The sequence below is a fragment of the Pseudomonas sp. URMO17WK12:I11 genome (assembly GCF_007677725.1).
Classification (GTDB): domain Bacteria; phylum Pseudomonadota; class Gammaproteobacteria; order Pseudomonadales; family Pseudomonadaceae; genus Aquipseudomonas.
In genome coordinates this window covers 322,982-346,976 of record NZ_VEDF01000006.1, presented here as the reverse complement: position 1 = coordinate 346,976, position 23,995 = coordinate 322,982, and the positions used below count along the sequence as shown (strand labels likewise).

At 62.2% G+C, this 23,995-nt stretch carries 11 protein-coding genes and 2 pseudogenes; 8 read left to right on the top strand and 5 right to left on the bottom strand.

Annotated elements, in window-relative coordinates:
- The first annotated feature begins 14 nt into the window (after positions 1–14).
- Positions 15–6,272: a non-ribosomal peptide synthetase gene (locus FS665_RS14485; RefSeq protein ID WP_256675094.1), complete on the top strand. Its 6,258-nt coding sequence runs from the start codon at positions 15–17 to the stop codon at positions 6,270–6,272.
- A gap of 60 nt (positions 6,273–6,332) precedes the next feature.
- Positions 6,333–7,283 (top strand): alpha/beta hydrolase, encoded by a 951-nt coding sequence (locus FS665_RS14480; protein ID WP_145189574.1) that lies wholly within the window; start codon positions 6,333–6,335, stop codon positions 7,281–7,283.
- Between the two features lie 233 nt (positions 7,284–7,516).
- Here FS665_RS14480 and FS665_RS14475 read toward each other — a convergent pair whose 3' ends face one another.
- The 5 genes from FS665_RS14475 to pvdM form a co-directional block, all read right to left on the bottom strand.
- A complete protein-coding gene (locus tag FS665_RS14475) occupies positions 7,517–9,994 on the bottom strand; it encodes a TonB-dependent siderophore receptor (protein ID WP_145189545.1) in 2,478 nt (825 codons plus the stop codon).
- A gap of 81 nt (positions 9,995–10,075) precedes the next feature.
- Positions 10,076–11,734 (bottom strand): cyclic peptide export ABC transporter, encoded by a 1,659-nt coding sequence (locus FS665_RS14470; protein WP_145189542.1) that lies wholly within the window; start codon positions 11,732–11,734, stop codon positions 10,076–10,078.
- A 144-nt stretch (positions 11,735–11,878) separates the two neighbouring features.
- The gene (locus FS665_RS14465; protein WP_145189539.1) at positions 11,879–12,733 is read right to left on the bottom strand and encodes a formylglycine-generating enzyme family protein; all 855 of its coding nucleotides are present in this window, start codon (positions 12,731–12,733) and stop codon (positions 11,879–11,881) included.
- A 25-nt stretch (positions 12,734–12,758) separates the two neighbouring features.
- Positions 12,759–14,048 (bottom strand): pyoverdine-tailoring periplasmic protein PvdN, encoded by a 1,290-nt coding sequence (gene pvdN, locus FS665_RS14460; protein ID WP_145189536.1) that lies wholly within the window; start codon positions 14,046–14,048, stop codon positions 12,759–12,761.
- Positions 14,048–15,406 carry a pyoverdine-tailoring dipeptidase-like protein PvdM gene (pvdM, locus tag FS665_RS14455; RefSeq protein WP_145189533.1) on the bottom strand — a complete coding sequence of 453 codons (1,359 nt, stop codon included), beginning with the start codon at positions 15,404–15,406 and terminating at the stop codon, positions 14,048–14,050. The genes pvdN and pvdM overlap by 1 nt, the downstream gene beginning before the upstream one ends.
- A 177-nt stretch (positions 15,407–15,583) precedes the next feature.
- Between pvdM and FS665_RS14450 the strand changes: the two genes are divergently transcribed.
- The 6 genes and pseudogenes from FS665_RS14450 (at position 15,584) to FS665_RS14420 (ending at position 23,876) form a co-directional block, all read left to right on the top strand.
- Positions 15,584–17,218, top strand: a complete 1,635-nt coding sequence (locus tag FS665_RS14450) for a twin-arginine translocation signal domain-containing protein (RefSeq protein WP_145189531.1) — start codon at positions 15,584–15,586, stop codon at positions 17,216–17,218.
- A gap of 276 nt (positions 17,219–17,494) precedes the next feature.
- Positions 17,495–21,747: pseudogene (locus tag FS665_RS14445) on the top strand (RHS repeat-associated core domain-containing protein).
- Positions 21,748–21,757: 10 nt separating this feature from the next.
- Positions 21,758–22,342, top strand: coding sequence for an imm11 family protein (locus FS665_RS14435; protein ID WP_145189528.1), 585 nt, complete (start codon positions 21,758–21,760; stop codon positions 22,340–22,342).
- A gap of 25 nt (positions 22,343–22,367) precedes the next feature.
- Positions 22,368–22,826 (top strand): annotated as a pseudogene (locus tag FS665_RS14430) (type IV secretion protein Rhs); the annotation flags it as partial.
- Positions 22,827–22,991: 165 nt separating this feature from the next.
- On the top strand, positions 22,992–23,159 hold the full coding sequence (locus tag FS665_RS23930) for an AHH domain-containing protein (protein ID WP_145189525.1): 168 nt from the start codon (positions 22,992–22,994) through the stop codon (positions 23,157–23,159).
- A gap of 108 nt (positions 23,160–23,267) precedes the next feature.
- Positions 23,268–23,876, top strand: coding sequence for a hypothetical protein (locus tag FS665_RS14420; RefSeq protein WP_145189523.1), 609 nt, complete (start codon positions 23,268–23,270; stop codon positions 23,874–23,876).
- Positions 23,877–23,995 lie beyond the last annotated feature (119 nt).

The window sequence follows — 23,995 nt, the reverse complement described above, 5'->3', positions numbered from 1 at the left end:
GTGGCAAGCACCTGGTGGCCTATCTGGTGGCCGAGCAGGGCGAAACGCTGGAGGCGGTCAAGGCGCACCTGGCGGCGCTGCTGCCGGACTACATGGTGCCGAGCCAGTGGGTGCTGCTCGAGCGCATGCCGCTGTCGCCCAACGGCAAACTCGATCGCAAGGCGCTGCCCAAGCCTGAGCTGGGCCAGTCGCGGCGCGAGTTCGTAGCGCCGCAGAGCGAGCTGGAGCAACGCCTGGCCGGCATCTGGCAGGAGGTGCTCAAGGTCGAGCAGGTGGGCCTGAACGACAATTTCTTCGAACTGGGCGGTGATTCCATCGTCTCGATTCAGCTGGTCAGCCGTGCTCGCCAGCAGGGCCTGCGCTTCACACCCAAGGACGTCTTCGAGCAGCAGACCTTGCAGCGCCTGGCCGGCGTTGCCGGCTACAGCGAAACCAGCCAGGTCGAACAAGGGCCGGTGACCGGCGAGGCGCCGTTGCTGCCGATCCAGCGGCTGTTCTTCGAAACTGCCATCCCAGCCCGCCATCACTGGAACCAGGCCTTGGTGTTGGCACCTGTCGAGGCCCTTGAGGCTGAGTTGCTGCGCGCCGCGCTGCAACAAGTGACCCTGCACCACGATGCCCTGCGCCTGCGTTATCGCCAGGATGCCGAGGGTTGGGTGCAGTACCACGCCGCCGTCGACCAGGCGGTGCAGTTGCAATGCGTGCAAGTCTATGACCTTGAACGGACGGCTGCCGAGGCTCAGCGCAGCCTGTCGCTGCAACACGGGCCGCTGTGCCGTGCGCTGCTGGCCACGCGTTGCGACGGCAGCCAGCGTTTGCTGCTGGTCGCCCACCACCTGGTCATCGACGGGGTGTCCTGGCGCATTCTGCTCGACGACCTGCAAAGCGCCTATCGCCAGTTGCGTAACGGCCAAGCGCTGCGCCTGCCCGCCAAGACCAGCGCCTACAAGGCGTGGGGCGAGCAGTTGCTGGCCCATGCCGGGTCAGCGGCAATGGCCGCCGAGCTGACTTACTGGCAAGCCCAGCTCGCCGAGGGCGGCGAGGGCATCCTGGCCGACCACCGTGAGGGCAGCCAGGCCAAACGCCATGCCCACACCCTGATCAGCCGCTTCGACCCGGCAACGACCCGCGCCTTGCTGCAGGAAGCGCCGGCGGCGTACCGCACCCAGGTCAACGACCTGTTGCTCACGGCCCTGGCGCAGGCCTTGTGCGCCTGGAGCGGCGAGGCCTCGGCGCTGGTGCAGCTGGAAGGACACGGCCGTGAGGAACTGTTCGACAGCCTCGATCTGTCGCGCACGGTGGGCTGGTTCACCAGCGTGTACCCGGTGCGTCTGCAACCCGCAGACGACATCGGCACCTCGATCAAGCGCATCAAGGAGCAGTTGCGCAACGTGCCGAACAAAGGCATCGGCTACGGCGTGCTGCGTCACCTCGGTCCTCAGGCTGCCCGGCAAGCCCTGGCTGAGCTGCCGCAACCGCGCATCACCTTCAACTACCTCGGCCAGTTCGATGCAGGTTCGGCAGACGATGCGCTCTGGCGTCTGGCCGATGAGTCGGCCGGCAGCGGGATCGATGACGATGCCCCGCTGGGCAACTGGCTGAACCTCGATGGCCAGGTGCACCAGGGCGAGCTCAGCTTGAGTTGGACATTCAGCACCTGCACCTTTGAAACCCGCCGGGTACAGGCGTTGGCGAGCGCATTCGAACACGCGCTGCGGGCACTGGTCGAGCATTGCCGGCATCCGGCCAATCATGGCGTGACGCCGGCCGACTTCCCGCTGGCCGGCCTCGACCAGGCGCAGCTCGATGCCTTGCCGGTGGCAGTGGACGACATCGAAGACCTGTATGCCCTGTCGCCGATGCAGGAGGGGATGTTGTTCCACACCCTTTCCGACGGTGGCTCGGCGCTGTATGTCAATCAGGTCAGCCTGCCGGTCGAGGGCCTTGATCCGCAGCGTTTCGCCGCCGCCTGGCAACGCACCATGGCCCGTCATGACATCCTGCGCACCAGCTTCCACTGGCAAGGGCTGCCGCGCCCGGTGCAGGTGGTGCACCGCCAGGCTCGCCTGGACTTCGAAGTGCTCGACTGGCGCAGTGAGACGGTCACTGCGCAGCGCCTGGCCGAGCGTGCCGAGGCGCAGTGCGCCCAGGGCTTCGACCTGACACGCGCGCCACTGCAACGGCTGCTGCTGATCCGTGTGGCGCAGCAGCGCTATCAGCTGATCTGGACCAGCCATCACATCCTCATGGACGGCTGGTCCAGCTCGCAGCTGTTCGGCGAGGTGATGGAGCAGTATCACCAAGGCAGCAGCACGGCTGAGGTGGGCCGCTACCGCGACTTCATCGCCTGGCTGCAGCACCAGGATCAGGGCGCGCTGGAGCGCTTCTGGCAAGAGCGCCTGCAGCGCCTGGACGAGCCGACCTCGCTGAGCCAGGCGGTGCACCCGCGCCATGCCAGCGATGAGCCGGGCCACCACGCCCTGTATACCCGTTGGGACGCCGAGCGTACCGCCCACCTGCAGCAACGCTGCCGCGAACTGCGCATCACCGCCAACACCCTGGTGCAGGGTGCCTGGCTGCTGTTGCTGCAGCGTTATACCGGCCAGGCGTCACCGTGCTTCGGCGCAACCGTCGCTGGGCGCCCGGAAGCCCTGGTAGGGGCCGAGCGCATGCTTGGGTTGTTCATCAACACCCTGCCGGTGATCGGCCGCATGGACGCTGAGCAGCCACTGCTGGACTGGCTGCAGGCTTTGCAACGTGACAACCTGGAGCTGCGTGAACACGCCCATGCGCCGTTGGCCGACGTGCAGCGCTGGTCGGGGCAGGGCGGGCAGCCGTTGTTCGACAGCATCATCGTCTTCGAGAACTACCCGATCGACCAGCGCCTGGGTGACAGCGCTGCCGGCGGGCTGAGCTTCGGTGAGTCGTCCAACCACGATGTCACCAACTTCCCCATGGACTTGGCGGTGCACCTGGGCGAGCAGCTGTCGATCGAGTACCTGTACCTGCGCGGCAGCTTCAGCGAGCCGGCGGTGCAGGGCATTCGCGCCATGATGGAACATTTGCTCGAACACATGCTGGCCAGCCCGGATGTCGCATTGGGCAACCTGCAGCGCCTGCCAGAGGCGCAATCCGCAGCGCTGCGCGATTGGAGTGCAGCGCCCGGCGACGCCTGGCAGGTGCAGCCGTTGGTCGAACTGATCGCGCGCCATGCCGAGCAGCGCCCACAGGCACTGGCGGTGCAATGCGCAGGTCAGCAGCTGGACTATCTGCAACTGGAGCGCTCGGCCAACCGCCTGGCCAACCGCCTGCAAGCCCTGGGCGCCGGCCCCGAGGTGATCGTCGGCGTCGCCCTGGAGCGCTCTGTGCAAACCGTGGTGGCCTTGCTGGCGGTGATGAAGACAGGCGCTGCGTATGTGCCGCTGGATATCGACTACCCGGCCGAACGCCTGGCCTATATGGTCGAGGACTCGGGCATGGCCTTGCTGATTACCGAGCAGGCACTGCAGGCGCGGGTGCCGGCGGCGGCGACCCTGCAACGGGTGCTGCTCGACGATGCAGACCCGCAGCAATGGCCGGATACCGCACCGCTGTCCCAGGCCCGGCCAGGCAACCTGGCCTACCTGGTCTATACCTCCGGCTCCACCGGCCGGCCGAAAGGCGTAGCGGTACCGCAAGGCCCGCTGAGCATGCACTGCCAGGCAATCGCCGAGTTGTACGAGATGCAGCCCGGTGTGCGTGAGCTGCACTTCATGTCGTTCGCCTTCGACGGCGCCCACGAACGCTGGCTGACCACCCTGATGGTCGGTGGCACGCTGGTGATTCGCGATGGCAGCTTGTGGACCCCTGAGCAGACCTGCCGGGCGCTGCACGAGCAGCGTATCGACATCGCCTGTTTCCCACCGGCCTACCTCAAGCAGATGGCCGAATTCGTCGAAGGCAGCGCAATGCCACCGCCGCCTGTGCGCATTTACTGCTTCGGCGGCGATGCGGTACCTGAGCGCAGCTTCGAGCAGGTCAGGGCGGCGCTGCGTCCGCGCCACTTCACCAATGGCTATGGCCCTACCGAAACGGTGGTCACGCCGTTGTTGTGGAAAGCAGCGGACGACGACCGCTGTGGCGCCGACTACGCGCCCATCGGCCGTGCCGTGGGCGAGCGTAGCCTGCATGTCCTGGACGAGCAGCTCAACCCCTTGCCGGTGGGCTTTGCCGGTGAACTGTACATTGGCGGCGAGGGGCTCGCCCGAGGCTATCAGAACCGTCCTGGGCAGAGTGCCGAACGCTTCGTCGCCGATCCGTTCGGCGCCCCCGGCGCGCGGCTGTACCGTACTGGCGACCTGGTGCGCCTGCGCGAGGATGGCATCCTCGATTACCTGGGGCGTATCGACCAGCAAGTGAAGATCCGCGGTTTTCGTATCGAGCTGGGCGAAGTCGAAGCGGCGTTGCGCCGTCAGCCGGCGGTCGAGGATGCCCTGGTGGTCGCCCGAGACGGCGCCTCGGGCAAGCAGTTGGTGGGGTATGTGGTAGGTGACCCGGCCCTGTCGGGGGACAGCCTGAAGATGGCCTTGCGCGCCAGCCTGCCGGACTGGATGGTGCCCATGCAGGTGCTGGTGCTGTCTGCGTTCCCGGTCACGCCCAACGGCAAGCTGGATCGCAAGGCGCTGCCGGAACCGAACGTCCAGCAGCACGCCTATGTGGCGCCGCGCAACGAGCAAGAGCAGTTGCTGGCACAGGTCTGGGCCCAGGTGCTGCAGGTCGAGCAGGTCGGCATCGAAGACAACTTCTTCGAGCTCGGCGGTGACTCGATTCTCAGTCTGCAAGTGGTATCGAAGGTGAAGAACCACCCTGGCCTGGCGCTTGACCTGAAACTGCGCGACCTGTTGCGCTACCAGACCATCGCTGGGATTTGCGAGCGACCGGTCGAAACGCTCGGTGATGCGCTCGAGGACGGCAGCCTGGTGGCGGTAGAAGGCGCATTCCGCCTGCTGCCGATTCAGGAGTGGCTGTTCGCCGAGGACATGCGCGAGCCGCAGCACTTCAACCAGGCGCTGATGCTCAAGGCACGTGGCGCGCTGGACCTTGATGCGCTGGAACAGGCGCTGGGGGTGATCCAGTGCCATCATGACTCGCTGCGCTTGCGTTTCAGCCGTGACAGCGGCCGCTGGCTGCAGCATTACCTGCCCGAGGACGCCGAGGCCCCGCAGTTGTGGCGCCGTGCTGCTGCCGACGCCGAGGCGCTGGAGCAGCTGACCAACCAGGCGCAACGCAGCCTGAACCTGGCCGACGGCCCGATGTGGCGGGCCATGCACGTGACCATGGCCGATGGAGAGGCACGCCTGCTGCTGGTGATTCACCATTTGGTGGTGGATGCGGTGTCGTGGCGGGTGCTGCTCGAGGACCTGCGCAGCGCTTATGAAGCCTGTAGCCAGGGCCAGCAGCCCACCCTGCCGCTGCGCAGTAGCAGCTACCGGGCCTGGGTCGAGCGTCTGGCAGCGGATGCCGAGCGGATCGCGGCCGAGCAAAGCGCCTGGTGGCTGCAGCAACTGGAGTGTCCGGGGCAGGATTTGCCCTGCGACAACCCGCGTGGCCGCAACCAGGTAAGCGAGCAGGCGGTGGCTCGTGTGGTGCTCGACAGCAGCCCGACCAGCCGCCTGCTGAAGGAAGCGCCGGCCGCCTATGGCACGCAGATCAACGACCTGTTGCTGACCGCCCTGGGCCGGGTGCTGTGCCGTTGGAGCGAGCAGGATTCGGTATTGGTGCAACTGGAAGGCCATGGCCGCGAAGACCTGTTCGAAAACCTCGACCTGTCGCGCACCCTGGGTTGGTTCACCAGCATGTTCCCGGTACGCCTGCAGCCGGAGCAGGACATCGGCAGCTCGATCCTGGCCATCCAGGGTCAACTGCAAGCGGTGCCGGACAAGGGCATCGGTTATGGCGTACTGCGCTACCTCGGGCCGCCTGCGCTGGGCGAGCGCCTGGCGCGCCTGCCCCAGGCGCGGATCACCTTCAACTACCTGGGGCAATTCGACCAGAGCTTCGACGAGCAGGCGCTGCTGGTGCCGGCTGCCGAAGGCACCGGCGATTGCTACAGCCCGGTGGCACGGCTGGGCAACTGGCTCGAGATCATCGGTCAGGTCTATGACGGCTGCCTGGCGCTGCGTTGTGTCTACAGCACACGCCGCTACCGTCCCGAGACCGTGCAAGGGCTGATGGACGACTACCGTGCTGAGCTGGAGTTGTTGATCGAGCATTGCCTGGAGCGGCTCGCCTGAGTCTTTTCGTCTTTCACTACGAGGGGCGGGCCTGCACGGGCCTGCCTCTGCTTGGGGAACATCATGCTGCATCCTGAACTTGAAGCTTTTCTCGACCTCGCCGAAGCCAATGCTGGCAACGCGCCGCTTCACCGCCTGAGCCCTGAGCAAGCCCGGCGTGTTTTTCAGCAGTCCACCGAGCAGCTGCGTTGGCCAGCGCCCGCAGGGTTGGTCTGCCAAAGCCTGCACGCGCCGGCGCGGGATGGCGCGGCCGTACCGCTGCGCCTGTACCGGCGGCCTGAGGCTGGCGGACCGTCGCCGGTGCTGGTGTACTTCCACGGCGGCGGTTTCGTCGTTGGCAGCCTGGACAGCCACGACGGCGTCTGCCGTGAGCTGTGCGCCCGATCGGGCTGCGCGGTGTTGGCGGTGGGCTACCGGCTTGCGCCGGAGCACCGTTTTCCGGTTGCCCTGCAAGACGGTGAGGATTGCCTGGCGTGGCTGGCCACCGAAGCGCAAGCGTTGGGCCTGGACAGCACCCGCGTCGCTTTCGGTGGCGACAGCGCAGGGGCGACCTTGGCCACGGTGCTGGCCATCCAGGCTGCGCGGCTGGGTGAGCGAGCGCCGCTGGTGCCCAGCGCTCAACTGCTGTGCTATCCCGTCACCGACGCCAGCCGGCAGAGTGTGTCGCGGACCCTGTTCGGCGAAGGCTATCTGCTGGAAAGCGACACTCTGGAGTGGTTCTACGATCATTATGCGCGCACCCCGCAGGACCGCCATGACTGGCGTTTTTCGCCGTTGCTGGCCGAGGATCTGCACGGGGTCGCGCCCGCCATCGTCGCCCTGGCCGGGCTCGATCCTCTGCTTGACGAGGGTCGGGCCTATGTCGAGCGCTTGCGCGAGGCCGGCGTGGCGGTTGAGCTGATCGAGTTGCCGGGGCTTACCCATGACCTGTTGCGCATGGCTTCGGTGCTGCCGGAGGTGCTCGAGGTGCATGAGCGGTTGGGGGCGGCGTTGGGGAGGGCCATGGGGTAGGGGGCGAGCGCCGCCCGTGGGACGCATCGCGAGCTGCGCTCGCTCCTACACCGGGCCCGAAAAAAACCGTAGGATCGAGCGCCGCCTGCGCGGCGCATCGCGAGCTGCGCTCGCTCCTACACGGGCCCGAAAAAAGCCGTAGGAGCGAGCACAGCTCGCGATGCGCCGCGCGGGCGGCGCTCCACCGTTCAGGTGCTGCAACCTGCAAGGCGAACGCTAGCAGCGAGCACCCGTCAGAAATCCCCCTTCAGGGTCAGCATGAAGTTGCGCGGCTCGCCATAGTAATTACCCCAACCCGTGGCCCCGATGGTGCTGTAGTACTTCTTGTCGAACAGGTTGTTGCCGTTGACCGCCACGGTCCAGTGTTCGTCCAGGCGATATTGCACACGGCCGCTCCACAGGGTGTAGCCCGCTTGCTCGATGCGGGTGTTGCCCTGACGGCGGAAGTTGTCGCTCTGGCTGGACACCCCTGCACCGATCGTCCAGCGATCCAGCGCACCGTCGAGCTGGTAGTCACCCCAGACCTTGAGCATGTGCCGCGGAATGAAGCTGGAGGTGAAGGTCAGCTCGGTTGGGTCGGTGTCGTTGATGGTTTTCAGGTACTTGGTCTGGGTATACGTGTAACCGGCAAGCAATTGCAGACGGTCGATCGGCGAGCCGCTGATTTCCGCCTCGAAACCCTGGGCACGGACCTTCCCGCTGTCGGTGTAGCAATAGCCGTCGCTGGAACCGGCGCAGACATTTTCATAGTCGGTTTCAGCGCGGTGGTCTTCGATGGTGCGGAACAGGTTGAACGAGGTGTTGAGGTTGCCGTCGAACAGCTCGCCCTTGATCCCCAGTTCATAGCTGCCACCCGTCTTGGGCTGCAGCGACTGACCGTCAGCGGTGGTCAGATTGCCCTGTGGCTGGAAGATCTGCGCATAGCTGGCGTACGCGGTCCACTGCTCGTCGAGGTCGTAGAGCAAGGCGCCGAACGGGGTAACTTCGCCGTTTTCCTGGCTGCGGATATGCTCCCAGCTGTCCCAGCGCTGGGTGTAGGAATCGCGACTGTTGCGGTACCAGCTGACGCGGGTGCCCAGCACCAGGGTGAGGGGCTCGGCCAGTTTCAGGCGCAGGTTGGCGTAGGTGCCCCACTGGCTGGTAGTGGAATCGGTCGGAAATGGCCCGCCGCGAAGGGTGCCGGTCTGATAATCGGCCTTGGACGGGTGCGGAAAGTTGTCCGAGGGGTCGAACGGGTTCTGCCTGCCGCTCAAGGCCAGCAAGGCGAAGTAATCATGGTTCTTCTGCCGACTGGCGTTGACCCCGACGATCAGCTCGTGCTCCAGCCCGAACGCATCGAACTTGCCATCGATGTAACTATCGAAGCCGTAGTCGTCCTGGTCGTAGTCGAAGCGGCCCGAGTAACGACCCATGGCTCCGGCATTGGCCCCTACCGGCACCGAGCCCTCGGAATAGCCGTACTCGATGTTCTGGTTGTTGTGGGTATACACCGACGCAAAATTCAGCGACCAGTCATCGTTGAAACGGTGCTTGAGGTCGGCGAAGGCGGTGATGCGCTCGCTTTGCAAGTCGTTCCAGCTGGCGCCCAGGCAGGTCGAACGCGACAGCTTCAGGTCGCTGCCGTCGGCATAACGGGGCAGGCCGTGATAGCAGGGCGTGGCATCGACATCCTCGTAAGCCAGGCCGAAGCCGAGCGTGGTGTCGGGGGTCACGTCCCAGTCGATGGCGCCGTAGGCGATACGGTCCTGGCGCTTGGAGTTATCGTAGAAATACTGTTTGTCCTGCAGCGCCGCCACGGCCCGGCCGCGGACGCTGCCCGACGCGTTCAGCGGGCCGCCCACGTCCACCTGGCTGCGGTAATTGTCCCAGCTGCCAGCGGAGAGGGTGATACTGGTATGGGCTTTGTCCTGACCACGCTTGCGCACGAAGTTGACGCCACCGGCCGATGAACCCGAGCCTTTCATCATACCGGCCGCGCCTTTGAGGACTTCCACGCGATCATAGAACGCCATGTCGCTGGAAAAGCTGTTGGCCTGCACGTAGTTGCCGCCCACATCCAGCGGCACGCCGTCGTACTGGTACTGGCCGTCGAGATTGAAACCGCGCGAATAGAAGTACTTGCCGCCCATGGGCGAGTCGTAGGTGGTGATACCGGGCGTCTTGTCCAATACCTGCTCGAGGGTGTTGAGGTTCTGGTCATCGAGCATCTTGCGGGTCATGACGGTGACCGACTGCGGCGTCTCCTTGAGCGTGTGCACGCCCTTGCCGATGGTCACGGCGCGCGCGGCATACGAGTTGGTCCCCTCACTCGTCGCCGTCAGCGTGCTGGCATCGATATTCAATGGCCCCAATTCCATTGCCGATGAGCCAGAGGCGCCACTGAGCGTCACGGTGTGGCCGTCGAGCTGGTAGGTCAGGCCGCTGTCGCGCAGCAGTAGACGCAATGCCTGCTCCGGTTCCATGTTGCCGCGGATCGCCGGTGCGTTGGTGTTGCGCAAGGTGTCCGGGCTGTACAGCAATTGCAGGTCAGCCTGCTGGGCCAATGCGTTGAGCGCGCCGATCAGCCCCTGGGCCGGGATGTCCAGGGCGACAGGCTCGGCATGGGCGTTCATGCAAACTGCCAGCGCGCAGGCCAGCAGTGACGGGTTGAGCAACAGCGATGTTTTACTGCGAACCGCCCGGGCGAGCGGCGAAACCGTGATCATGGTCATGCGGATACTCAGTGTCAGCAGATTGATTAGTTATGAGTTTTTTTGCGCTACGTAGCGTGCCCGGTCGCCACACCGGGAAGATCACTGGGCCAGGGCGGCGAGTTCCTCCTCCACTCGCTTGCCGTCGCGCAGTCGCAGCAAATGATCGGCCACATCGAAGTAGCGGTCGTCGTGGCTGATGACGATGATGGTCTTGCCCAGGCGCTTGAGCTCAGGCAGCAGTTCGGTATAGAAAATGCGCCGGAACGTTGGGTCCTGGTCAGCAGCCCACTCATCGAACACCAGCACCGGGCGCTTCTCCAGCCAGGCGTTGACCAGCGCCAGACGCTTACGCTGGCCGGTCGAAAGATCGGTGGTGGTGAAGGCGCCGTCGCGGATCTGCACCTTGTGCGCGATCTCTAGCCGTTGCAGATATTGACCAGCGTCCTCGGGCAGGGCCTGGGCATCCTGCAGCAGGTCGTCGAACAGGTAGTAGTCGGCGAACACGGTGGTGAACAACTGGCGGTAGTCGTCGCGGTTGGCAGCGCTGACGGGCTGGCCATCGAGCAGGATCTGGCCGTGCTGAGGCGCATACAAGCCCAGCAGCAGCTTGATCAGGGTGGTCTTGCCGCAACCGTTCTCACCGACGATGAACAGGATGTCGCCCTGTTCGATGCGCAGGTTGATCGGGCCCAGTGCGAACGGCGCAGCGCCCGCCACCGGCGGGAAAGCGAAACCGACGTCACGCAGTTCCAGGCTGCGGATCTGCTGATCTGGCACCTCGGCTGCGGCCAGCAGCAGGTGCGGCTCAGGCGAGGAAAACTGCTGCGATAGCTCGGCGATGCGGCGGAAGGCAATTTGCGCGCGACTGACGATCGGCAGGGTCGAGACCAGGTGCTCCAGCGGCCCTTTCATGTAGAGCAGCACCAGCACGAAACCACTGGTGACCTTGGGGTCGCTGACCAACTGGGCCTGTTGCAGGGCCAGTACCAGGCCGATGACCACGAAGAACAGCATCGAGCCCAGGCTCTTGGCGATGACGAAGATGTTGATCGAGCGTACGTGGGTATCGCGGATGAAGTTCGCCGTGCGGCTGATGCGGTCATTGAACATGCGCTGGCGACGCGGGCGGCTGATGCGCAGTTCCTTGGCGCCGCTGGCAACGCCATCATAATGTTTCTGTAGCTCGTCCTCGGCTTCGCGCGCCGCGTTGAAGCCGCGTATGCCACGGACCCGTGCGATGTATTGCACCGCGGTGCCGAGCAGTACGGCCAGGGCGGCGATCAGAAACATCGGCCACGACAGCTGCGCCAGGTAACCCAGGCAGCCCAGGGTCACCGACAGCGAGATGGCCAGCGGTGCGAAGGCGAAGGCGAAGTCGCTGATGGTATCGACATCGTGGGTCAATACCGGGATCAGACGGTGGCTGCGATAGCGCTCGATCTGCTCGATGGGAGCGCTGAGCACTTTCTCGCCCAGGTCACGGCGCAGGCCGGCGATGACATGCTGGCCAACGTAGTTGGTGCCGATGTCCGATGCGATGGATGAGCCCAGTGCAACCACGCAGATCCCCGCGAACGCCAGCACCACTCCCCAGCTCAATGCCCCAGGCGCGTGCAGCAGGTTGTTGATGTTGGCCAGCAGCAAGGTGATGCACAAGCCGCCGACGATGCCCAGCCCGACGGCAATGGCGACGATCAGCCGGTAGGGCTTGAGCAAGCCGAGGAGTTCGCGAAGTGCGCCAGGGGTCGATCGGTTCATGGTGGGGTTCCTGGTGGATGCGCTTGGCAGCGCTGTGGGGCAGGCGCCATAGGGGCCATTGCCCTGTGAGGAAGACGTACGAGGGGTCTGCAAATTTAGGCGGCCCAGGCAAAACGCCTGGGCCGGGGGCGTCAAACGCCCGCGCTAGAGCTCGCGGGCGACCCTGAAACCTAGCCAGTCGCCGCGCACGTAGGGTTCGCGGTAGTTGCGATTGCCCGAGCGGGAGAACACCGGCGCCTCGCTGTAGTCGTTGCCGCGAATGTGGTTGTACTCGCAGCTCGTTTCCATCCAGGCGCTGCCATCGGCAGGGGCGCCGACATAATCGTCGTGGCGACAGTCGGCGACCCATTCGTAGACGTTGCCGTGCATGTCGTACAGGCCAAAAGCGTTGGCCGGGAAGCTGCCGGCAGGCGAGGTGTAGTTGTAGCCATCGGCGGCGCCGTAGGTGTTGGCATGCTTGGCGATGCTGTAGTCCTTGCCTTCGTCGAAGGGGAACGGGAACGGGCCGCTGCTACCAGCGCGAGCGCCATATTCACGCTCGGCTTCGCTGAGCATGCGATAGTGTTTGCCGGTTTTTTTCGACAGCCAGGCCACGTAGGCCTTCACCTCGTCGTAGGCGATGCACACCGCCGGTTGCTCGGGGCCTTGCGGGTAGCTGGGCTTGCCGTTGGTGCAGCGCCGGCCGGGACGGTCGTCGCCGTCAGGCAGGGTGATCTTGGCGTCGCGCTGCCAGGCTTGCAGCTGCTTGGCCTGCACCTGGAACTGACTGACCGCGAACGGCTTGGCGAAGGTCACGGTGTGCATCGGGCCTTCGTCCGGTTGGCGGCCCACTTCATCGTCTGGCACGCCCATGGTGAAGCTGCCTGCGGGCAGTACCACCATCTGCGGGCAATCCTTGCAGTCCTTGAACGTCTGGCCGGGCGCGTGCGCATCGGTGGCCAGGGCGCTGCCGCTGGCGAGCAGGGCGGCCACCAGGGCCAGGGGTTGGTAACTATGCATTGGCGGTACTCTTCAAAGGCAAATGTCAGGCGAGTTGCGAGGTGAGAATGGCCATCAGCCGGTCGATCTCGCTTTCGTCATTGAGCAGGCTGGGGGCCAGGCGCACCACCGGGCCCACGTCACGGTCAACGGCGTCGCTGATGACCTTGTTGGCCATGAGGTGGCGAGCGACGGCGTCGCAGTCGCGGCCCTCGACACGGAAGAACGTGAAACCGGCGCTGAGCTGGCTGCTGCGCGGCGTCACCAGGTGCACCTTGGCGTGCTCGGCGAGACGCTGCTTGAGGTAGTCGTTGAGCTGGTGCACACGGGCCTGCACGTCGGCCTTGCCCAGTTGCAAGTGCAGTTCGAACGCCTTGCCCAGGGCCAGCCGATGGTCGAAGGCGTGGTAGCCACCAGGGGTCATCAAGGTGCCGAAGTTCTCGCCCTTGGTGAAGGTCGGCAGGCTGGGCACCAGGTAGGGCTGGGGCGTGGCCTCGCGGGCGATGATCACGCCGGTGCCGCGTGGGCCGAACAGCCATTTGTGGGTGCCGGCGATGAAGTAGTCGCAGTTGAAGTCGGCGAAGTTCACATCCTCGATACCGAAGCCATGCACGCCGTCGACCACATAGATGATGCGATCCTGCTCGTCACGGCTGTGGTTCAGGGTTTTCACCAATTCGCCGACTTCGCGAATCGGCAGTTTGACCCCGCTACCGGATTGCACCCAGGTCATGCCCAGCACGCGGGTCTGCGGGCCGATAGCCTGGCGGATGTTGCCGAGCATCTCGTCCACCGAAACCTGCTGCGGGTCCTTGAACAACGCTACTCGGCGCACCTGGGTGCCCATCAGCTGTTCGCGATAGGCCAGGCGGGTGTTGGTGGAGTAGTGCTCATGGGCACTGACCAGGATTTCCTTGCCTGGCGCCACCTGCAGGCCACCGTAGATCATCGACAAGCCTTCGGTGGTGCTGCCGGTGAGGGCCACTTGGCCCGGCTGCACGCCGAAATAGCGACCGGCCCAGGCGCGCACTTGGTTTTCATAGCCCCAAAGCTCTTCGCGGTCCCAGTCGACCATCTCGCCCGGATTCTGATCCAGGCGCGCGCGAAAGCCTGCGATCGCCTCGCTGACCACACGGGGATGCGAGGCGAGCAGAAAATTGCAGAAGTGCAGGTAGGACGGGTCGAGGTCGAACTGCTGGCGCAGGGCCTGCCATTTATCCTCGCTGGGCCGGGCAGCAGGAACGGCAGCCAACGCGCTCGGGGTGAAGCTGCCACTTAACGGAAGGGCGGCGGCGAACAGGCCGGCCTGCTTGAGAAAACCGCGACGATCGTTCATCAGCCGCGCTCCGTATTGGCGTTGGCAGCAGGCTTGGCCAGGCGCTGCACCGCTTCCCAGACCCGCAGGAAGTTGCCGCCCCACAACTTGGCGATGTCGGCGTCGGAATATCCGCGCTGGATCAGCTCGGCGGTGACATTGCGCGACTCGCCGACGTTCATCCAGCCGGTGACGCCGCCACCGTCATTGAAGTCCGACGCGATACCGACATGGTCGATGCCGATCTTGCGCACCGTGTAGTCGATGGCATCGACCATGTCCTTGACCGTGGCGCGGGGCTCTTCGTCGAGGATGGCGTACAGCGCACTGGCATACTCGCCGAACTTCTTCTCGGGCCAGATGGCGATGATTGCGTCACCCGGCATCAGGGCGTTGGCCAGGCCGGTCAACGGCTGCAGGTCAAAGCGCTTGCGCAGGGCCGCGAGCTTGTCCAAGGTGCCTTGGCTCAAGGGCTTGAGGTAGGCCGGGAAGCCGACCACCTGCACCACCCCGCCGCTGCGCTTGATCAACTGCAACTCGCGGTCGCTGAGGTTGCGCGGGATATCCACCAGCGCGCGCGGCGCCGAGTGCGAAGCGACCATCGGCGCACGGCTCAGCCGCGCGACGTCTTCCAGGGCCAGGGTGGACATCTGCGAAACGTCGATGATCACGCCCAGGTCGTTGAGCCGGGCCACGGCCTGCTCCCCCAGCGCTGAGAGACCGCCGAGGGCATCAGGGGTGTCGTTGAGAAACGGCAGCGGGCGCGAGGAATCGGCCCAGGCATTGTTGCCCACGTAGCTGAAGCCGAACATGCGCATGCCGCGCGCGGCCCAGGTATCGAGGGCGCCAAGATCCTCGCCCAGCGGGTAGGCGTTGAGCATGCTCAGGAATACCGCGAACTTGCCTTCGCCGTGCAGACGGCGCAAATCCTCCGGGGTATAGGCAATGCCGACCTGGTTGGGGTAATCGCGGACCATGCCGGTGAGAATCTTGTAGCGCATCTCCTGCTGCAGGCGCGCTTCATCGACGAAGGCGGCGGTAGGCCGATGCGGCGCATTGGCGCCATTCCAGATTTCCGGCCAGCCGAAGATCGTCAGCGCCGCGCCTGAAAGCCGCCCGCGGCCGGCCTTGACCAGGTCGAACTGGCCATTGCCGTCTTTGTCGGCCTCCTTGCCTTCGGTGCCAAAATTCAGCGGCACGGTGATATGGCTGTCGAAAGAGATGATGCGTTCCTGAAGGTCCTCGGCGTGTTTCATCACCTCGCGCGGATAGCCGGCTGGCAGATAAATGAAGAAGTACCAGGCTGCGGCGCCGGCGAGCGCGAGGATCAGCGCCAGGGCAGCGAGGTAGGGGGCCTTGCGCAAGCGTGTCGTGTTCATTGCCATCCCGTTGGTTGCAGGGTCGATGCGGTTGCGGCAGCCGCATTCGCGGGATTTGCCTGTCCCCGAGGGACGAGGCCGCCAATGGGAAATTTAGCGGCGGGCACCCGGTAAATTTGCCGGGTGGCGTCTCGTTCTAGCTCGATAGGCGTGACTGACACGGATACGGATGTGGCGATGAGGTTTTCCAGGCGCGGGTTCATGGCGGGGTTGGCGGTGGCCGGGGCAGCAGGTTCGGCCGCGTGGTATGCGCGCCAACCGCGCGACTACGATGAACAGCTCGAACGAGACGAAGTGCAGACGCCTGGCGAAGCCACGGTCGAGGCCGCCGCCAGCGCAGGCGTGCGCATGGCCGACAAGCTGCGCGGCATCTGGGACGTGCGCTTCAGCGGTGCCGAGGCCGGCCTTGATGGCCTGCCGCTGGCGGGCGTGCAGATGCTCCTGGATGTCGGCCCCACGGGGCGTTCGCTGCGCGGCTATGTCGATGTCGGCGAGGGCCTGCGCAGCACGGCCGAGCCGCACTACCGGGTGCTCGGCGAGCTGGTCGCCGCTGATGCGCGCAGCGTGCGCTGGCGCCTGGTGCCGGCAGGGGCCAGCGCGCCCAGCCATGCGCTGCAAGCGACCCTCGACGAGGTTTGGGCAGGCTGGGGCGATGCCGGTGCCGGCACTTTGACCGGGCGCATTCGCCGCATCGATCGACCGTTGTCGAGCGTTGAGCCTGACAATCACTTCGTCGCCACCAAGCGGGCCTTTCCCGAGGCCCACCAGACCTCGCCGCTGGCGCCGGCCCTGGTGGCCTGGCTGGTCTCCCCCGAGCACCGGCTGTTCCACCAGCTGTGGCACGCGACCCGAGATAAATGGCACCGCCTGGATGAGCACAAGCGCGATGGCCTGCGCGGCGCCGGCTGGCAGCCCGGCCCGCGTGATGGCGAACGGGCCGCACGCGGACGGCGCAAGCACCTCAACGGCTCGGGCGAGGACTTTTTCTTCATGCACCGGCACATGCTCGCGCATGCCCGCCGCTTGCAGCCCGACCTGCCTGACTGGACACGCTTGCCATTGCCCTCGCCGCTGCTGGAGTACGACCGTCTGGGGTTCATTCGCTACCAGGAAAACCACGACGGCAACTCGGTACCGCCGGCCTGGGTCGCCGCCGATGACGACGAGCTGAGCCAGTGGCTGCACGGCATCAAGGCCGCCGAGACGTTTTTCAGCAACTTTCAGGTGTGGGAATCGCAGTACCAGGACCCGGACTACCTGAGCCAGCTGACCTTGGGCCAGTTCGGCTCGGAGGTCGAATTGAACATCCACGACTGGCTGCACATGCGCTGGGCCACGGTCACCCGCGACCCGGCCAACGGCATGCCGGTCACCGGCGATCGCAACCAGACCGACTACGCGCCGCGCTGGTTTGGCCAGGACAACGACTTTCTCGGCGACCCGTTCTCATCCCACGTCAACCCAGTGTTCTGGCGCTTCCATGGCTGGCTCGACGACCGCATCGAAGACTGGTACCGCGCCCATGAGCGTGCCCACCCTGGCGAGGTGCAACGCCGGGAGGTCAATGGTGTGCCGTGGTTCGCACCGGGGCGCTGGGTCCAGGTCGGCGACCCCTGGCTTGGGCCGCTGACCCATGGCTGTGGCGGCATTGCCGATGCTGGCGGTGGCGCCGGGGAGATGGAAGTCGAGGCGATGAAGCTGGCCCTGCGCATCGCCTTCAGCGGCGAAGAGGACGCCGCCGATCTGCTCCGGCGCACACCGCGCAGGCCCTGGTATGCGCGGCATATGCGCATGCCGAAGGGGCAATCGTAGGACCTTCAGCCTGCCTGATGTCGGGTATTCCCTCTTCGCCACAGTAGTCCGTGGGATTTTTCTTACAGACGTTTCTGAAATTCCAAAGCCGCGCCGCACAAGGGCTGCAATCGGTTGACAGTCCAACACGCGAGCCTATTTACTCAGCGCCTTCACGGATGATTACACGGCAATTGGATTGACATTCACCGTGCGTTTCAGGGAGATGCTGATGTACAGGGATCGACGCGAACCGGTCGCAGGCTGCCCCGTTTCTGGCGAACAGGAGTAACCCTCATGTTCGAAGCAGCCAGGTTCGGCGACCAGATTTCACACACAGGCGCATTGGGTGGCTTCCTGCTGGGCGCGGCCTTGGGCATCGCGCTGGTGGCCACTGTGGCCATTGCCACGTTCACTTGCGGATTCGGCGTGGCCTTGCTGGCCGGCCTCGCTGCCGGTATCGGAGGCAGCTTGCTGACCGCCGCCGGAGAGGCGCTAGGCAGTATGTTCTCGTCACCCACAGGGACGATAACCACTGCCTCGCCCAACGTCTTCATCAACAGCCGCAAGGCTGCCCGCGTTGAAAAGAGCATCGGGGCGTGTGACAAGCATCCTGGGCCGGTGCAGATCGCCGAAGGTTCGACCAACGTTTTCATCAACAGCGTGGCGGCCGCGCGCAAGGGCGACAAGCTGACCTGCGGGGCGAGCATTTCCAGTGGCTCCGACAATGTCATCATCGGCGGTGGCACCTATCGTTACCTGCCCGTGGACGACGAAATTCCCGAATGGTTGCGCACCACGGTAGACGTGCTGATGGCCGTCGCCGGTGCTGCGGGTGGTATCGCCCAGTTAATCAAGGCCGGTACCCAGGCCGGCATGAAAGCCATCATGCCTTGCGCCCTGAAATTCACAGCGGGCTTCGTGGCAGGTGAGGTCGCCAGCCGCTATGTGGTCGAGCCCGTGGCACGCCGCGCCATCGGTGGCTTGATTGGCAACCCGGTCGACCTCACCACCGGGCGCAAGGTCATCCCCGATGAGATCGACTTCAGCCTACCAGGCCTGATGCCCATCGAGTGGTCACGTTTCTATGCCAGCGACCTTACCGTCGATAGCGTGCTCGGGCGCGGTTGGGTGCTGCCGTGGGAACAGAGCCTGCGTCGCGAAGGCCGATTCATCTACCTCACCGATAACCAAGGCCGCGAAGTGCCGTTCGTGAGTCTGCAACCCGGCGAGCGCATCTACAACCCGCACGAACAGGTGTACCTGGTGCGCACCGAGGGTGGCCACTACATCCTGCAGACCCTCGACAATGTGTTCTTCTACTTTGGTGAAGTGCCTGACAGCAATACCGAGGTGCCACTGCAACGCATCGAAAACGCCCTTGGCCACTTCCTGCATTTCACTCGCACCTCTGACGGTACCCTGACCGATATCAGCGCCACCGGCGGCACCCGCGTGCACTTGCACTACGATAACCCACTGGGTCGCCTGACCGACATCAAGCGCGTGGTGAATAACCAGGCCGTCGAAACGCTCACGCAGTATCGCTACGACGAACACGGCCAGCTCAGCGCGGTGATCAATCGCAACGGCGACACGGTGCGCAGCTTCAGTTACGCGCAAGGCCTGATGGTCACCCACAGCAACGCCCTTGGCTTGGGCTGTCATTACCGCTGGGAGACCCTGGGCGGCAAACCGCGGGTGGTCGAACACTGGACCAGCGATGGCGAGCACTACCAGTTCCGCTATGACCTGGGTGCCCGCACCAGCTGGGCCACCGACGTGCTCGGCCGCGAACTGGAAGTGCGGTACAACGCCGATCACCGCGTCATCGCCAGCCGTGACTACGGTGGCGAGCGCTATGCCATCGAGTTGGACGAGCAGGGCAACATGGTCGGCCTCGACCTGCCGGACGGCAATCGCCTGACCTTCAAGTACGACGAGTTCGCCCGCTTGCTCGAAGAAGCCGACCCGCTGGGCCGCAAGATCCAGTACGAGTATCACCATCTGACGACGCTGGTCACCAAGGTTACCTACCCGGATGGCAGCACCTGGACAGCACGTTACGACGATAAGGGCAATCTGCTTGCCGAGTTCGATGCGCTCGGCCAAATGACCGAATACCTCAACAGCGACGATGGCCTGCCGCACACCATCATCGATGCGACCTACAAGGCCAAATACCTGTGGTGGAACGGCCTGGCCCAGGTCGAGCGCTATCAGGACTGCTCGGGCAAGAGCACCTACTACCGCTATGACGAGCGTTCGCAGTTGGTAGCCGTGACCGATGCGCTGAACCAAACCACTACCCTTGAGCGCAAACCGGACGGCGAGGTGGTGCGCATTACTCATCCGGATGGGACTCGGGAGTCGTTCACCTACAACGTCTATGGCCAGGTGCTTAGCCACACCGACGGCAAAGGCCAGACCACCCGCCTGATGCGCACTGCCCGCGGCCTGCCGAGCAGCCGTCAGGACGCCAAGGGGCAGCGGGTTCGCTATGAGTACGACAAGGCGATCCGCCTGACCGCGCTGGTAAACGAAAACAACGCGACCTACAGCTTTGCCTACGATGCCTCGGACCGGCTGAGCGAAGAAGTGCGGGTGGACAACCTGACTCGGCGCTTCAGCTACAACGAAGGTGGTCATCTCACCCGGCTGGATGAAATCGGCTATGGCGAAAACGCCGAGCGTCCGGAGCGGCATACGCTGTTCGAGCGAGACACCATTGGCCGTCTGGTCGCCAAGCTCAACCGCGATGCACAGCAGCGCTTCGCCTATGACGAGGCCGACCGACTGCTGAGCACCGAGCGACAGCCGAGCGGCATCGGCAAGCAGCTTGGGGTGACCGAAGAAAAGCTGGAATACGCCTACGATGTGCTGGGCCGGCTGACGAAAGAAATCACCCCTGATGGGACGCTTGGCTACGCGTACGATCCGCTCAGCAACCTGACCACGCTGACCCTCCCGGATGGCCGCAGGCTCAACCACCTTTACTACGGCAGCGGGCACCTGCACCAGTTGAACCTGGATGGCCAGGTGATCACCGACATGGAACTGGATGACCTGCACCGTGAGGTGTACCGCACCCAGGGCAAGCTCACCAGTTGCTTTGGCTACGATGCGATGGGGCGCAAAGCTTGGCAGTTTGCCTCGACCTTGCCCGCCGACAAGCTTTCGCAGGTGCACAACACCGGCATCAATACCTCGCTGCTGGTCGAGCATGCCTATAACCCGATTCATCGCCGCTATCAGTACGACCCAGCGGGCGAGCTAGTGCGCACGCTCGACAAACTGCGAGGCGAGATCAAGTACGAGTACGAAGCCAACGGCCAGTTGCGCAGCCGCGATACTGGTTCGCTGGTAGGCAGTGCAGAATTCCGCTACGACGCGGCGGCGAACCGGCTGGACTTCAATGCCCGGCAGTTCGACAAGGTTAAAGACAACCGGATCAAGCGGTGGCGTGATCAGGAGTACCGGTATGATCCCTGGGGCAACCTGGTCGAAAAGCGCTCTGGGCATACAAGCTGCAGACCTTTGCATACGACTGCGAGAATCGGCTGGTCCGTGCAGAAACGGTGGTCAATGGCAAGCTGGAGAGTACCGGCCAGTACCGGTACGACAGCCTTGGACGGCGGGTGGCCAAGCGGGCTGAGATCAATGGCGAGGTCGAGCAGAAGCGCTTCCTGTGGCAAGGGCTGAGGATGCTGCGGGAGGAAAGCCCTGGGCAGAACATCGTGTACCTGTATGAGCCGGGGAGCTATGCGCCGTTAGCGCGGGTGGATCAGGTGGAAGGGGAGGTGCAGAAGGTTTATTACTTCCATACTGACCACATGGGGCTGCCGCTAGAACTGACAGATATCAATGGAAGTGTGGTATGACAAGTAACTTATCAGAGCTGGGGGGGTAATGGGGCTACAATTAACCAGTTTGAGCAAAACTTGCGGTTTCAGGGGCAGTATTTCGATAGTGAAACTAGCCTTAATTATAGCCTTTTTAGATACTACTATCCTGCGATAGGTCGATTCATTACGCAGGATCCGTTGGGCGTATTAGGTGGCGAGAATCTATATGTGTATGCCCCTAACCCTATCTCGTGGGTGGATCCTACAGGCCTCTCACCCAGCAAACTCCTTGCAGCAGCCATGGGAAAAGCTGGAAATACTGTACCTCCAGGATATGCCGCTCATCACTTGATACCTACCAACGTGATCAATAAATCCAGCTTAATCCAGGAGGCTATGATGCGTGGGATATATAGTCCTGATGGAACAACTAACGAGTTAGCATTGCCAATCACGTCGGCCGAAGCACTAGCGACAGGGAAGCCTTTGCACAGTGGTGGACATTTGGGTTCATATTATGATGCTGCCCGAAGTCGTCTGATGGTTGCAGAGCAGGAAATAGGAAATCTATCAGCGGCATCTGATAAAGAGCTTCTCAAGAAAATTGGAGCGGTTGAACGCAGCATGCGTATGAGCCTAGGGTCGGACACCCTGCGGTTGCAAACTACTGATCCCAGGCCAAAAGGTACCCGGTCAACATGTTAGGAGATTAGAAATGATTTATTATTCGATGTGTCATGAAGTGATGGATGGAGGATATACGGACGGGGAAGTGTTATTTTCTCCAGCGCTAGATGATTACTATCAACTTGGGAAAAATTTTGCACTGGAAGGGTTGATGGTTTCAGTAACTCTAGATAAAAGAGTTCGAAATCTAAAGTCAGATTTCTTTCTGACTACTGTAGGCGCATTTTTTGTTTCGAAAGAATTAAAAAATATTCTTGAGGAAGTGAATGCCAAGGTTGAGTTTGCCTTGGCCAGTGTCAGGTATTTCAATGGGAAGCCTAGCGACAAAGAATATTTCCTCATTCACGCAAATGAAACGTGCAAATGTTTAGACTACCAGTTGTCGGAGTATTCTGGAAAGTCTATGGTTTTGAATAAAATTCAGGCAGGTGAGTTGAGCGCTGATTATAAAGTTCGCGGGATTAAGAGAATGTGCGTTGACGAAGCGGAAGCGGGCGGCTTGGATTTCTTTTTTGTAGGGGGGGTGATCTGGATCGATCCGATTGCCTCGGAAAGATTAGTGAGTAAAATCAAAAAGAAAAAACTTTTTATTAAATTCAATGCAATTGGGTGAGCTAGCGTGCAGACGTTGGCTTCTCGTGGTTTTCGGGCAAGCCGACGGTGAAGTAGTGGGAATTATGCGGTACGAGTACGACAAGGCGATCCGCCTGACCGCGCTGGTCAATGAGAACAACGCGACCTACAGCTTTGCCTACGATGTCTCGGACCGGCTGAGCGAAGAAGTGCGGGTGGACAACTTGACTCCGCGCTTCAGCTATAACGAAGGTGGTCATCTCACTCGGCTGGATGAAATCGGCTATGGCGGAAACGCCGAGCGTCAGAAGCGGCATACGCTGTTCGAGCGAGCCACCATCGGCCGTTTGGTCGCCAAGCTCAATCGCGATGCACAGCAGCGCTTCGCCTATGACGAGGTCGACCGACTGCTGAGCATCGAGCGACCGCCGAGCGGCATCGGCAAGCAACTTGGGGTGACCGATGAAAAGCTGGAATACGCCTACGATGTCCTGGGCCGGCTGAGGAAAGAAATCACACCTGATAGGGCTAGTATGCGGTCAACCCTCTTATCGGGATCGACTCATTAGGATTCTCATGCGCTACTGATGCTAAGGTGTTGAGAACCAATGTGATTGAAGCTGGTAAATCTGTGTCCGGGGTCAAAACGCTGCTTATCACATAGCTATTTGAAATTTGAAGATCACAGAATGGTCGCGCTGCAAGAAAAGATGGAACGGCTTGGAATCGATATAAATGCTTCGGAGAACGGTATGTTTTTGCCGTCTAGCAGCAAAGTGAAGCTAGCAGCAGGAAGTAGATTGCCGAGCCATGCTGGCATACATACAAACGCGTATAAGCAGAAAATACATCACTGATTAATCGACATTGATAACGCGGACAAATTTCTAAATGAGTTAAAAAAGATAGGAAACGAGATTGCTTGCGGAGTCTTTTAAAGATAGGCTTTGGGGCTGGAGAAGAAAATGTGGAATTTGCTAGAATTAGAAAAAGAGTTCAGCAATGCTGCTCTAAATAAAATCAGCGCATTAAGCGACATGTTGATTACTGCTAAATCCAAAGAAAAACAAAAAATTATTACGAAAGGACCATTTTTCAATTTTCGACCCTATGAATTGGAAAGAGCGGGTTACAAAAAGGGAAGGCAATTAAATGAATTGCCCAAAAATATAAAAAACACACACGTTTATCACTTCGATGTTAGTGATAAGATTCTGTACCTTGAAGTTTATGGGCAGCATAAAGACATTGTTAGTGTAGAGTTTTACGAGCATTACGATGATGGTCTTCGGCGGATTTATTACGATAGTGTTGGGAGGTTAAGAAACATTTCATTTTCAGGTTTTGTCGATGGCGTCCTGATGAAGGACATGAATTGGGGAAGGTTTGGATGTAGTGAGTCTGATTATATCTATGAATGTGGAAGGCTGACCAAGATATTGGTCAGGCAAGCGGAGCATGGCGAGTCGGATTTTTCGATTTATGAGGTTCGATTCGAGTACAAGCAAAGTGATCTAGTATCTATACATAACGTATTTACTAACGGTCATGAGGAAAAGATCTTTCCTTCATAGAATATCTATGGCTTGCGGGGCTTGGAATCACCTGGCAGGCAGCTATGAAAAATTTTTCCATCTAGCAAGAAGTCTCACGGTACGTCTGAGGGTTTGGTAAGGGGCGGCTAGACAATCGC